Genomic DNA, 13,494 nt, shown 5'->3' with positions numbered 1-13,494 from the left:
TCGTATAGGCAAAAGTCACAAGGAGCTTCTCTTTGGAAGTAGGTCGTATAACACTTTTGTCCGATTATTTGCTCAAAAGGTTTGCTGGATGTCTTTTTAAAGGCATCGTTCGCCCAAATTAGGTTATACTCATTGTCCATAAATACAACTTGCTCATCCAGACTATTAAGTATAAGGGTTTTTTCGTGTTCGATTTGCCTGATGGTTTTTGCCCTTTGGTCACCAATTTCTTGAGCTTCATTAAGTCTTTGAGTACGCTTTTTTACAGTGCTTCTCTGAAATAGTAAAATTACGAAAAGAGTACTGGTTATAAACAAAAGTGAATAGATGAGGTAAATAAGCCATGTAGGTGTCTTTTTAACATCTTTAGAAAGCCATTGATTGATAACTTGCTGATAATAATCCGGTTGTTTTGCTTTTATCTGTATTATTGCTTCATCGAATTGTTGGAGTAAATCAATAGAAAGGGGCCCACCAGCAATATGTAAATTGACAGGGTTAAAAATAATTGGTGATGCTTTGAGGTTTTGCCCCATATTTTGTTGATAGCCATATATTTTGTTGACAGCACCTGCATCAACTTCATTATCTGATAATTTATCGAAGATCATTTTGAGGTTATCGCACCAAATTATATTTGCTTCAATATTAAAATCAGCTAGTTGTTGAATCAAAACTCTGGCATGAATATCTCCTTTCTCAAGAGCCAGGTTTTTACCTTGCAGATCAGTTATCTTTTCAATGTTTGATGATCTGGGACAGTATATCACACCCCAATTGGTGAAAATTGATTCATCGGAGAAGTAAATAATCTGCTCTCTTTCTTTAGTTTTCGCAACTGTAGTTAGCAGATCAACCTTTCCATATTGGAGAGCTTCTATTCCTTCGGCAAAATTATAAGGTACGTATTCAACCGACCAGTTTTTGTTAAGAGCTACTTCGTTGATGATATCTATGAAGATACCTTTCGCATTTTGCGAAGAATCAATTGAGCATAAGGGAGGGTTGTAGTGAACGCCAACTTTTACATGTTGTGTCAGGCCTGCATTTATATCTTCAATAAATGGAAATATTGCAAGTAGGGCTATTATAAGCGATTTTCTCATCATCGTTTATGGGTAAAAGACCTACAAAGATAATATTTTACCTAAATTACACTATACGAATTAATTATCTTCTATTTCCTTTAGCTCCAGCCAGCGCATTTCTTTTTCTTCAAGTTCTTCCATTATATTAGATAGTTCTTTAGATTTTTCGATCAGCAAATCTGACGCCAGGTTGCCAGCATTTAATTCATCCTGAAGAGTACTTTTCTTTGTTTCCAGTTCCTCTAAATCATTCTCAATTTGCTCCAGTTCCCGCTTTTCTTTATAACTAAGTTTTTTAGCTTTTGGAGTCTGGTTTTGTTTTTTGTCAGGAGCTTTCTCTTTTTTTACGGTTTTAGATTGGTGTTTTTCTTCATTTTTCTTTTGCTGGCTATAATCGCTATAGCTGCCGACAAAATCTTTAATGACACAATTGCCTTCAAAAGCGAACAGGTGATCAGTAACTTTATCAAGAAAATATCGATCGTGAGAAACAACAATTACACACCCTTTGAAATTGCTAAGGTATTCTTCCAGTACATTTAAGGTGAAGATGTCCAAGTCATTTGTCGGCTCATCGAGTATTAAGAAGTTTGGATTCTTCATTAAAACTGTCATCAGCAGAAGCCGTTTTTTTTCGCCACCACTCAGTTTATTCACCTGAACATAGTGCATTTCATTAGGGAATAAGAAATACCGAAGGAACTGAGTGGCCGACATTCGTTTGCCTTCGCCCAGTGAAATGTCGTCAGCAATATCTGAAATGACTTCAATGACTTTTTTATTATCGTCAATCTTTATTCCCTCTTGTCGGTAATACCCAAATACAACCGTTTCTCCCTTTTCCACTTCACCCGCATCGGGTTGGAGTGATTCAGTTAAAATATTAAGGAAGGTTGATTTGCCTGTTCCGTTTTTACCAACGATACCAACTTTCTCATATGGAGCGAATTTGTACGAAAAGTCCTTGATTAACTGTAAATCATCAAACGATTTGGAGATGTTGTGAAGGTTAATCACTTTTTTACCTAATCGGGCCTGAGCGATTCCCAGTTCAAGGTTTTGTTCATTTATATTCTGATGTGCTTTATCTTTTAAATCATGAAAGGCATCAATTCTATATTTAGCTTTTGTAGCGCGAGCCTGTGGCATGCGGTTCATCCACTCTTGCTCTGTTTTCAAAAGATTACGTGCCTTTTCTATTTCTGCTTTTTTATTAGCAAGTCGTTCCTGGCGCTTTCTTAAGAAATATGAATAATTACCTTGATAACGGTAAATGGTTTCATCGGCCAGCTCAATTATTTCATTACACACCCGATCAAGAAAATACCGATCATGCGTTACCATCAGCAAGGTGGCTTTTGATTTTGAGAGGTATTGTTCAAGCCAGTCGACCATTTCCAAATCAAGGTGGTTGGTTGGCTCATCTAATATCAAAAGGTCAGGCTCACTAATTAGTATACTGGCAAGCGACACCCTTTTTTGTTGCCCTCCTGATAATTCAGAAACAGGTTGGTCGTATTTAGTAATTTTTAATTGAGAAAGTATTTGTTTGATGCGTTGTTCATAATCCCAGGCTTGTAATGAGTCCATTTTCTCAATTAATGAACCCATACTGTCTTCATTATTACTTGCAATTGCTTGTTCGTAAGCCTTAATTGTCTGAACAATTTCACTATCGGTATTAAATACTTCTTCAATAACAGTGTGGTTTTTGTTTAAGGAGGGATCTTGTGAGAGATAACCGACTTTAATACCATTACGTATTGTTACCATTCCTTCATTAGCAGGTATTTTCCCACCTAATATATTTAACAAAGTTGTTTTACCAGCTCCGTTTCGAGCAATTAAAGCAACTTTTTGTCCTTCATTAAGACCAAATGAAATATCATTGAAAAGGCGAATGTCGCCCCAGTGTTGAGTTATATTCTCGACTGATAAATAATTAACCATAAGCTTTTGATAACAGATTGCAAAGGTAATATTAATGTAGGTATGAAATATAAAAGGCATTTGATATATGCTTTACTAACTTTAAATTCGAAAAACTCCATTTTATGAAGCTTGCAATTATATTGATGGTATGTGTTAATTTGGTTATTCATGGGGTATATTCTCAAGAGATCTATATCGACCATGTTATCAGTGTAGTTCATGATTTGGATATGGAGGTTGAGAAATATGAGAGAAGAGGTTTTATAATAAAGTCAGGAACAATTCATGATAATGGATTAGTAAATGCTCATATTAAATTTGCAAATAATTCAGCATTTGAATTGATGAGTATTGTGGGAAGTCCTAGTGATGCAATCGCCCAAAAATATCGAAACTTATTAGATGATGGAGAAGGTGGAGTGTACATTTGTTTGTCAGGTATAGCGATTGAACAACTTAGATTGCTATTATCGGATAAAGGATATGCATATAATTTTACCGAAGGTAAATTTTGGAGTTATATCACATTTCCTGATGATTCCATGTTGGCACCCTTTTTCTTTATTGATTATCATCATCATTTTGAAGAGGATAATAAGTACCATATTCATGAAAACAACTGCAAAGGTTTTAAGGTTATTTCCATCGAAGGAAATTCTGAAACGAATAAATTTTTGAGTGATATTGGTTTAAAAACTGATTCTATTCAATCGGAACAGTTCCAAACTCATACGGGTAATATTAAAGTTATTGAATCTTCAGGGCGTCATCGTCCACGTATACCTTCGATTGTTTTTGATAAGCCTTAAAAGAGTTGAGGTATGAAGCAAAAAAACGACCTGCTATTTTTAGCAAGTCGTTAAAATTATTTATGTGTTATTTTACTTCTCGTCAATCGTATAGAAATTCTTTACCGGATTGGCATACATTTCCAGTAGTGAATTGTGTAAGAATTCTTTATCTCCGTTAATTCGTGATAAATGTTCATCCAGGTAAGCTAAAAAAGTGCTTTTATCCTCATCAGAATATTTAGAAACATGTCGTTGATGATTAGTGAATAAATCATCGGCAATGAAATTACCTGGGTAAAATTTATAATTATTATGAATCTGCTTGTCAATAACCTCCGCTAATCCTTGTAACTGATCATTTTTAGCCAATGATTTCAAATCTTTTAATTCGCTCTTTATTGGTGTTCCAAAACCAAAATGAACGCGTCCTTTACGTCCTCTCAAACCAGCTCCCATGTGTTTCAGATCATCAGCCTGTGTTTTTTTATATTCAGGATTGTCACGTTTAAGTTGGAATTCAAGTGCTTTTAAATAATCACAGGGGTCGTATTCATACGATATAGAAAGAGGAACAATATTTATTTCACCAAAATTTTTGGCAAAATCACCATTGCCACTCATGTTGATCATTTTGAGCAGACTCACCTGAGTTCGATCATCACCATCTTTTGATCGTCCTTCTCTTTGTGCAATCCATATACTTTGATTGCGTGATGTTAAGGTTTGACGGATATACGATGATAAGCGCTTTGTGCTTTCCATCATCTGCCTCACCGGTAAGTTTCTTTGGACAATAAATGACTTATTTAACTTTACCAAATCTGTTATCCAGGGATATATTAAAAGATTGTCTCCAATTGCAATCTCAGTGGTATTAAAGCCATTTTCAACCATCAGGATATTTAATATGGCTGAATCCAGCACAATATCCCTGTGATTTGAAATAAATAAATAATGTCCGTTCGGATCGAGAGTATCCAGTCCTGAGTGTGTAATACCATTTGTGGTTGTTCTCAGAACTTCTTTTACGTAAGGATATATAACTTCAGTTTGAAACTCTCGAATAGACTGTATGCTTAGTAGTTTTTTTAGGAATTGCTCTGTTGAGAAATTTGGGTATAAAAACTTAATTAGTTCCAAAAAGCTTACCTCACTAACTAAACGTTCAAATACCTCATGAATCTCATCGTCATTGTATGGACGAATCGAATCAAAGTTTATTTCTTGTCCCATTTCTATTCAATAATGTTTGGCGCAAAATTAAATCAAAGTATTGTGTTTATGAAATAATAGATTGAATTAAGTACCGCCAAGAGAATTTATGTTTTGGATGTATTCCAAATATTGGAATAAACTCTTTGTAATGGATAAAATTAAATTGCCTTAATTTAAAATAATCTAAAAATCAATGCATTACATTTTTTGGCATATGCATTGAAATGTCAGGAGCAAACATCCAAGATTATGATACGAGTAAAAGTATTTAAAAACACCACGTTAATATCCTTTGAAAGAAAGGAGAAATTAGATTTAATTACTTCTAAGGACTTCAGAAATCAAATGATGGATATATTAAAGAAACCTTTTACAAATCTTTTCGTGGATTTAGAGAAGGTAGAAAATGTTGATGCAGAGGGGTTGAATACTTTAATGGCAGGTCAGCGTTTGTCAGAGATGAATCAAAGTCAGCTGAGCTTGTTTAACGTGAAGGAGGAAGTGCTTAAGTCAATGAAGAAGTACGACCTTGACAATTATTTTTTCTTTTGTGACCGTCCAAAGCCCTTTTCTGATGACCTGTTAATGGTTTAAAGTTAAGGATCCCAGGAGGCTTATGCCTCCTGGTTTATAATTTCCCAATATTCGATTGCACGCCTTGTATGTGGAATAACAATAGTTCCTCCAACCAGATTGGCAACGGCAAATATTTCCATCATTTCATCATTGGTAACACCTTGTTCGTGACATTTTTCCAAATGATATTTAATACAATCGTCACAGCGTAAAACCATTGAACTAACCAATCCGAGCATCTCTTTTACTTTCGTAGATAATGCACCTTCCATATAAGTATTGGTGTCCAGATTAAAGATTCGTTTCATTACCTTGTTATCTGCAGCCCGAATTTTTTCATTCATTGCTTCACGATACTCTCTGAACTCTTTAACTTTTTCATTCATAATAATCAGATTAATTGGTTAGTTATCAGTTTTTAAATGGCTTCACCTTTTAATGTTGCCTGTGTAGCTTCTTTGATAATGACATTTACCAAATCGCCAGTTTTGTAGTCTTTTTTAGGAAATACAACAACTTTATTTTGTGATGTACGACCATATAATTCCTCCTTTGATTTTTTAGAAGTTCCTTCAACTAAAACTTCGAAGGTCTGGCCAATATCGCGTTGGTTACTTTCAAATGACAATTGGTTTTGAAGGTCAATAATCTCCTGTAAACGACGACCTTTGGTTTCTTCAGGTACATTGTCTTCCAAGTTTTTAGCCGCATATGTACCTGGACGTTCAGAGTATTTAAACATGAATGCAGAATCATAACCCGCCCATTTCATCAGACTCAAGGTTTCCTGATGGTCTTCTTCTGTCTCACTGTGAAATCCACAGAATACATCGGTAGATAGGCCACAACCAGGTAAAATTCTTCGAATGGATTCGATACGATCCATGTACCACTCACGGTCGTATTTGCGGTTCATCAATTTAAGAATTCGCGAACTCCCGGACTGCAATGGCAGATGAATAAACTTACAAATGTTATCATGTTTAGCCATTACTTCAAGAGTTTCATCACACATGTCTTTGGGGTGTGATGTGGTAAAGCGGATTCGCATTTTTGGGAAGTTACCGGCCACAAAATTTAATAATCCGGGGAAAGACATTGGATTACAACCTTCTGCTTCATAATTATATGAATTCACGTTCTGGCCAAGTAAGGTCACCTCTTTAAATCCTTTGTCGTAAAGATCCTGAATTTCCTTTTTTATACTCTCAGGCTGTCGACTTCTTTCACGTCCACGTGTATAAGGGACAATACAATATGAACAGAAATTGTTACATCCCCTCATGATGGAAACAAAACCTGAAATTTTGTTTTTGCTTAATCGAGAAGGAATTACATCAGCATAAGTTTCGTTCGTTGACAATTCTACATTGATGGCCTTATCACCTCTTTCTGTCATTCCGATCAGGTTTGGTAAATCCATATAAGCATCAGGACCCACCACAATATTGGCTCCTTGTTCAAATAGCGACTCCTTTACTCTTTCAGCCATACAACCAATGATCCCTATAATCAAGTTGGGTTTATTTTTTCGCATCGCAGTCAGTTGCTTTAAACGCCCCATTACTCGTTGTTCAGCATTGTCTCTTATCGAACATGTGTTTATAAATATGGCATCGGCTTCATTAATATCATAACTAACACCATAACCATCCATCTCCATAACCGATGCGACAACTTCACTGTCAGCCACATTCATCTGACATCCGTAAGTTTCAATAAAAAGTTTTTTCCCGCTCCTGCTACTTACTAAAGGCTTAACATCACTAAACTCAATCATTTTGTCCTGGATTATATTTCTTATTGATTGTCATTTTTTTAGGAGCTGCAAAGTTAATGCTTGTACTCATATTGACAAGTAAAAATGCTCTGAAATACTGAAATACGCAGAATGTGTTTCCAAAAAATGGAATTATCCATTAGCATTAGTTACTAGATATTTAAACAGTATTTCAATAACTTTATTGGCATTAGTCATCTAAAATCGCCTTGCTATGAAAGAAGTATTAGTTCCCATAGATTTTTCTGAAGAGTCCATTATAGCTTTGGAGTATGGAATTGATTTAGCTAATCATCTGGAAGCAAATGTGAGGGTAATTCATGTTAAAACAGGTTCGGTAATTGTACCTTTCTTTTCCAACGATGAAACTGATGATCGTTTAAATCAGGATGTTGATACATGGGCCCAACAGTTGTACGAACAGTTTAAGGTCAGATATACAGTTAAATGTGGGCAGTTTGATTATAAAATAAGAGAGGGAAATGTAATTAAAGAAATTTGTAACCAGGCTAAATATGATGATTCTACAATTATGGTGCTAGGCTCGCATAATAAAGAATCGACCAATTATCGCTGGGTTGGCAGTCCGGCCTATCGCCTGGTGGCTCATTCTCCTTGTCCGGTGCTGGTGGTTAATAAGCGGATGGATCTGAGACATAAGATAAGTAGTATTGGTTTGCCGGTCGATTATAGTATTGCCAGTCGTAAAAAAGTGCCTGCTATAACCGGTATTGCAAAATTATTTAATGCAAAGGTGTATGTTATTGGGCTGAAATCAAATGATTTGAAGTGGATGAATCAGCAAATGTCCTCCTTTGTAACACTTGTTGACAATTTTGTGAGAAAAAGAGCACAGGTTGAGGTGGTTCAAAGTCAGTTAACAGGAAAAGAATTTGCTAAAAATTTAATGGATTATTCTCAAAAGATGTCAATTGATTTAATAACGTCGCATGTGCATCATACGAATAATCCGTTTGTAAGAGTTTTTCAATCTTTTACTAATGAGTTAATTAATAAATCTTTGAAACCGGTGTTGGTAATTCCTACAAAAGATTAATCTAATCATTATCTTTGCCATTCAATTAGCAGTTTGATTATGCAGAAACTAGTGATGATTTTACTTTGTTTTGTGCCCTTGATCATGCAAGCACAAAATGGCAATAATATAACAACCGCTTTGCAAGAACGCGTAGAAGGAGAAGGTGAGATTACCATTTATGATGAAAGTGGAGTGGAAGAATTGGTAGATATCCAGGTTGAAGTTAATCGACGCAGAAGTGGTGTTGATGGTTATCGTATACAATTATTCTCTGGTTCTGGTCCATCCGGTAAAAGAAATGCTTTAAAGGTGAAAAGTAAATTTTTGAATAGTTTTCCGGATTACGATGCAGATTTATCGTTTACATCGCCTTTTTGGCGTGTTAGAGTTGGGAATTACCGGCATAAACATGAGGCTTTGCCTTTGATGAATGATTTAAGAAAGCTTTTCCCTAATTGTTATATTGTGAAAGATGGGAATGTGAAAATGAATAAATTTTAAAATGATATAAAATGTGCAAAGCCGGAATTTTTCCGGCTTTTTCTTTTTAACTATATCGTGTTGGGCGATTGAAAAAATAGAAATAAATTTGCGCTTTATTTTTTAGAGGGAAAAATCATGAGTGACCAGATTAAGCACGAATGTGGGATTGTTCTTATCCGTTTGCTAAAGCCACTTGAGTACTATCAGGAAAAATATGGTACATGGCGTTATGGCCTGAATAAGTTGTACCTGTTGATGGAGAAACAGCATAACAGAGGACAAGATGGAGCAGGTGCTGTTAATTTAAAAATTGACCAGCCTGCAGGGCAGAAGTATTTTTCAAGGCGTCGTTCCAATAAAACGAATCCGATTAAGGATGTTTTTCAGAAAATTAACGAACCATTTATTAAGCAGCAGGAGAAAAATGCTGAACTCCTGAATGATCCGGCCTACGCTAAAGCACACTTGCCATTTGCGGGCGAGTTGTATTTAGGACATTTGCGTTACGGTACGTTCGGTAACCATAGCATCGATTACGTGCATCCGGTTATGCGTGAAAATAACTGGCGTTCGCGTAACTTAACTTTGGCAGGTAACTTTAACCTGACCAATGTGGATGAAATTTTCCAATCGTTGACAGAGTTAGGTCAGCATCCTAAGGATTATACCGATACGGTTACGATTCTTGAGAATGTGGGGCACTTTTTGGATGAGGAAAACCAATTACTTTTCAGAAAATATAAGAATGAAGGAAGATCTAACCAGGAGATTTCAGAGTGCATTGAAGAGGAATTGAATATCCGTGAAATACTGGAGCGTTCCAGCAGACGCTGGGATGGTGGATATGCCATTGCAGGTGTAGTTGGACATGGTGACGCATTTGTAACACGCGATCCGTGGGGAATTCGTCCGGCATGCTATTATGCTGATGATGAAATTGTGGTGGTTGCATCAGAACGACCCGTAATTCAAACGGCCATGAATGTGCGTTCGGTTGAAGTAAAAGAGCTAAAGCCTGGTCATGCCCTTATCATCAAGAAAAATGGTAAAGTAAGTGAAGAGCTGGTTCGCGTTCCTCAAAAGCGCCGATCGTGCTCATTTGAGCGAATTTACTTTTCGAGAGGTAGTGATCGCAAGATTTACGAAGAGCGAAAAGAGTTAGGACGTTTGCTAGCTAAAACCATTCTGGAAAAGGTTGATTACAATATTGAAGATACGGTGTTTTCATATATACCAAATACAGCTGAAACTGCATTTTATGGCATGATGGAAGGTGTTCGCCGTGAAATGGATCAGGTAAAGAAACAGCAGATAATTGATCTTGGTACTGACATTACTCCTGAAAAACTGGATGCCATTTTAAGTCGTGAACCACGGGTTGAGAAGATTGCAATAAAGGATGTGAAGATGCGTACCTTTATTGCAGACGATGATAGCAGGGACGATATGGTTGCTCACGTTTATGATGTTACCTACGGAATTGTTAAGAACAGAATTGATACGCTTGTGATAATTGATGATTCAATTGTTAGAGGAACTACTCTTAAAAAGAGTATTCTGCGTATACTTGATCGTTTGCATCCAAAGAAAATTATCGTTGTTTCGTCAGCACCGCAGATTCGCTATCCTGATTGTTATGGTATCGATATGGCTAAATTAAAAGACTTCTGTGCTTTTTCGGCTGCTATCGAACTGCTTAATGAAAGCGGACAAGCCCATGTAATTGATGAGGTATACAAAAAGTGCAAGGAACAGCAATTCTTGCCCAAAGAGGAAATTGTTAACCATGTAAAGGACATCTATCGTCCGTTTACGGCTGAGCAAATTTCTGCTAAAATCGCTGAAATGCTTCGACCTGAGGACATCGATGCAGAGGTAGAGTTAGTATACCAAAGCGTGGAAAATTTGCATGCTGCGTGCCCGGATGATAATGGAGACTGGTATTTTACAGGTGATTATCCGACACCAGGCGGAAATAAGGTGGTTAATACCTCTTTCATCAACTTTGTTGAAGGCAAAAATGGGCGTGCCTATTAGAGATTAACTCGATAGTAAATGAAAAGCCACAGTTGATTATTATTGATTGTGGCTTTTTTTATTTGTGCATTGTACTAAGGATATAGATTAACAAAATTTCGTTAAAGTTTTGAACGTGACTATTGGTTAGCGCCTAAAAAAAGACTCTGTTACGGATCGTATCTTTATTTACAAGCTGTAATAAAGGTATGATCCGTATTTCATTTAAGATCTGACAATCTACCCATTAATTCACATCTTTTAATATTCAATAACACAAGACCGTTACTTTTTGGCACAGAGCTTGCAATTTACCTGACAGATTTTTTTCATAGATTTGGGTTAGGTTAATAAATGGGGTTCTAAGCAACGGTTTAGATCCCATTTTTTTATGGCCTACAATTCGCTTAGCGAGTTTCTCTCATAATTGTTAGTGTTTCCATGAGTTTCAATGTCTTAACGATGAGTGCTAATGCCAATAATCCAATCGAACTATGGAATAAGCAGTTTTGCTAACAGTCATGGCAGTGTATATCACTGCTACCATTCTCAATTTGAATCGTTGTGTGATGAAGATTATATTTCTCCTCCAGCATTTCTTTTACTTTCTTTAATAAGGCATCATTATCGTTTTCTTTGGCAATAAGATGTACGGATAGTGAGTTTTCGTTGGTGCTTAATGCCCATATATGCAAATCGTGCAATTCTTCAACTCCTTCGATATCCAACAGATTTTGCTCAACCATTTTATAATCAATATTTCGAGGTACAGCATCCAGTGCCAGGTTGATTGATTCAATAAATAATCCCCAGGTACCCCAAAGTATAACTAATATAATAAGAAGGCTCATTATAGGGTCGATCCATAAAGCACCTGTTTGTTTAATGAGTAAACCACCCACCACAACCCCTAGCGATACAGCCGCATCTGCTGCCATATGTAGGAAAGCACCTTTAATGTTTAAATCATCTTTTTGACCTTTGATAAACAATAAGGCAGTTAGTGTATTGATCACGACACCAATACCCGCCACTATCATTATCTGTGTTCCGCCTACAGGTTGAGGATTTTTGAATTTGCCAATGGCATCCCAGGCAATAAAGAACACAGCCACAAAAAGCAATACAGCATTAAGCAGTGATATAAGGATGGTACTTTGCTTAAACCCATAGCTGTAACGGTTTTTTGGTTTTTTTGAGGCCAGCCAAATGGCAAACCAGGCGAAAACCAAACCAAGAACATCGCTTGCATTATGTCCGGCATCGGCAATTAAAGCTGAAGAATTGGCAATAAATCCATAAAACAATTCAATTGCTATAAAGATAACATTAAGGCCTATGCCAAGAGCAAATGATTTATTGTAGTTGTTAGTGCTGTGGTTATGATGATGTCCCATTTTAAAGTTATTTGAGCAATTGCAAACTTTCTCTAATGTGTTCTAAATAGCAACAAACGTAAGAGTTTATAGTTTGCTTTATAATAGTTCATTAAGGCTGGTAAGTGCTGTCTTTTGTTTGTTAAAGCACTGAAAGTGCGATATATACGTATTTGTTTTCAACTATTGATTGCTATCAGCTCAACAGGACAATGTTGATTCGTAAGTGTCAAATGCAAATTTTTGCACTTTGTAAATGTCTCACTACTCATATCTCATTACTCACTTCTTCTCTTAATTACTCTCTTAACTCAAAGGAACCTTCCTCAACTTCTACACCATTAATAATAAGACTAACCAAGTGCTCACCCATGTGATATTTCCTGGAAGAGACAAGTTTAAATGACTGTCGTCTGGTAATTGAGGTGCTTGAATTAGCGGCATAGTTTTTCTCACTGATCTTGAACACTTTCCTGGTGTGGCTACCATTTTTCTTCAGGAAGTAGATGCCATATTCCAAGCGGATGAGAGAATTATCAGCAGAGTGATTATGCAGGTCAAAAGAAAACTCTAGTGAATCGCCTACCCGCACAGCATCAGATTTTAAGCTGAAGTTTTGAATCTCTATATGGTCAATTGAACCATAGCCAAACAATAGCATCATTTCTTGGTTACCTGCTTTTAGCAGTGTGCGACTGGCATGTTTCACAATCCAGTCGGTTGCTTTTGATTGGCCTTTCCATCTTTTAGCTATGTCAATCGTTATTTGTGGATTATCTTTTGAAATATCATTCAGGTTATTGGCGACACTTTTACGAACATATTCCGAAGGGTCATTTTTTAGCGTTTCTAAAATGGGTAACACGGGGTTTGGATCAAATTTAAATTTCCGTATGGCGATGCCCCAAGGCAGACGGGAACGACACCCTTCGGATGCCAGACGTCTGACATGTTCGTTTTTATCGGTTGCCCACTTCTGCATTTCCTGTAACATGCGGTCCTCATACTTAATGATAAATGGACGAACAGCCAGTTCACAAGTCGTAAATGATGTGATTTTTTTAAATGCTTTGACCGATGTTTTAAAATCATTAAGCCCGTAACTTTCAATATGATGAGGTATGTGCATAAACACCAGGTCGGGATACTTTACTTTGTTCTCAATATTATCGGCTTTGAGCGTACTTACCAGTTTAAG

12 protein-coding genes are annotated in these 13,494 nt (G+C 36.5%); 5 read left to right on the top strand and 7 right to left on the bottom strand.

Annotated features, from left to right (window positions below; translation table 11 throughout):
* On the bottom strand, window positions 1–1,109 hold a 1,109-nt coding region (locus AC4MRQ_RS20985), incomplete at its 3' end, for a substrate-binding periplasmic protein (protein ID WP_491199682.1).
* 57 nt (window positions 1,110–1,166) lie between these two features.
* Entirely contained in the window at window positions 1,167–3,098 is a 1,932-nt protein-coding gene (locus AC4MRQ_RS20980; protein ID WP_491199681.1) for an ABC-F family ATP-binding cassette domain-containing protein, read from the bottom strand.
* A 44-nt stretch (window positions 3,099–3,142) separates the two neighbouring features.
* Here AC4MRQ_RS20980 and AC4MRQ_RS20975 point away from each other — a divergent pair, with 44 nt between their 5' ends.
* Complete coding sequence (locus tag AC4MRQ_RS20975) at window positions 3,143–3,829, top strand: VOC family protein (protein WP_491199680.1); 687 nt, start codon at window positions 3,143–3,145, stop codon at window positions 3,827–3,829.
* A 72-nt stretch (window positions 3,830–3,901) separates the two neighbouring features.
* On the opposite strand, the gene AC4MRQ_RS20970 is transcribed toward AC4MRQ_RS20975, so the two are convergent.
* Entirely contained in the window at window positions 3,902–5,044 is a 1,143-nt protein-coding gene (locus AC4MRQ_RS20970; RefSeq protein WP_491199679.1) for a 1-acyl-sn-glycerol-3-phosphate acyltransferase, read from the bottom strand.
* 231 nt (window positions 5,045–5,275) lie between these two features.
* Here AC4MRQ_RS20970 and AC4MRQ_RS20965 point away from each other — a divergent pair, with 231 nt between their 5' ends.
* Entirely contained in the window at window positions 5,276–5,620 is a 345-nt protein-coding gene (locus AC4MRQ_RS20965; RefSeq protein ID WP_491199678.1) for an STAS domain-containing protein, read from the top strand.
* 20 nt (window positions 5,621–5,640) lie between these two features.
* Here AC4MRQ_RS20965 and AC4MRQ_RS20960 read toward each other — a convergent pair whose 3' ends face one another.
* Entirely contained in the window at window positions 5,641–5,988 is a 348-nt protein-coding gene (locus AC4MRQ_RS20960; RefSeq protein WP_491199677.1) for a carboxymuconolactone decarboxylase family protein, read from the bottom strand.
* Window positions 5,989–6,020: 32 nt separating this feature from the next.
* Window positions 6,021–7,382: a tRNA (N6-isopentenyl adenosine(37)-C2)-methylthiotransferase MiaB gene (gene miaB / locus AC4MRQ_RS20955; protein ID WP_491199676.1), complete on the bottom strand. Its 1,362-nt coding sequence runs from the start codon at window positions 7,380–7,382 to the stop codon at window positions 6,021–6,023.
* A 214-nt stretch (window positions 7,383–7,596) separates the two neighbouring features.
* On the opposite strand from miaB, the gene AC4MRQ_RS20950 reads away from it, so the two are divergent.
* The 3 genes from AC4MRQ_RS20950 (at window position 7,597) to AC4MRQ_RS20940 (ending at window position 10,941) form a co-directional block, all read left to right on the top strand.
* Entirely contained in the window at window positions 7,597–8,439 is an 843-nt protein-coding gene (locus tag AC4MRQ_RS20950; protein ID WP_491199675.1) for a universal stress protein, read from the top strand.
* Between the two features lie 39 nt (window positions 8,440–8,478).
* Window positions 8,479–8,922 carry an SPOR domain-containing protein gene (locus AC4MRQ_RS20945; protein WP_491199674.1) on the top strand — a complete coding sequence of 148 codons (444 nt, stop codon included), beginning with the start codon at window positions 8,479–8,481 and terminating at the stop codon, window positions 8,920–8,922.
* Between the two features lie 117 nt (window positions 8,923–9,039).
* On the top strand, window positions 9,040–10,941 hold the full coding sequence (locus AC4MRQ_RS20940) for an amidophosphoribosyltransferase (protein ID WP_491199673.1): 1,902 nt from the start codon (window positions 9,040–9,042) through the stop codon (window positions 10,939–10,941).
* A 491-nt stretch (window positions 10,942–11,432) separates the two neighbouring features.
* Here AC4MRQ_RS20940 and AC4MRQ_RS20935 read toward each other — a convergent pair whose 3' ends face one another.
* Together AC4MRQ_RS20935 and AC4MRQ_RS20930 are read right to left on the bottom strand one after the other, a co-directional pair.
* On the bottom strand, window positions 11,433–12,317 hold the full coding sequence (locus tag AC4MRQ_RS20935) for a cation diffusion facilitator family transporter (RefSeq protein ID WP_491199672.1): 885 nt from the start codon (window positions 12,315–12,317) through the stop codon (window positions 11,433–11,435).
* 277 nt (window positions 12,318–12,594) lie between these two features.
* A partial coding sequence (locus AC4MRQ_RS20930; protein WP_491199671.1) for a DNA alkylation repair protein occupies window positions 12,595–13,494 on the bottom strand: 900 nt, incomplete at its 5' end.

This window comes from Carboxylicivirga sp., from assembly GCF_982718395.1.
The sequence above is the reverse complement of the archived record's forward strand: the minus strand, read 5'-3'. Positions and strand labels throughout refer to the sequence as shown.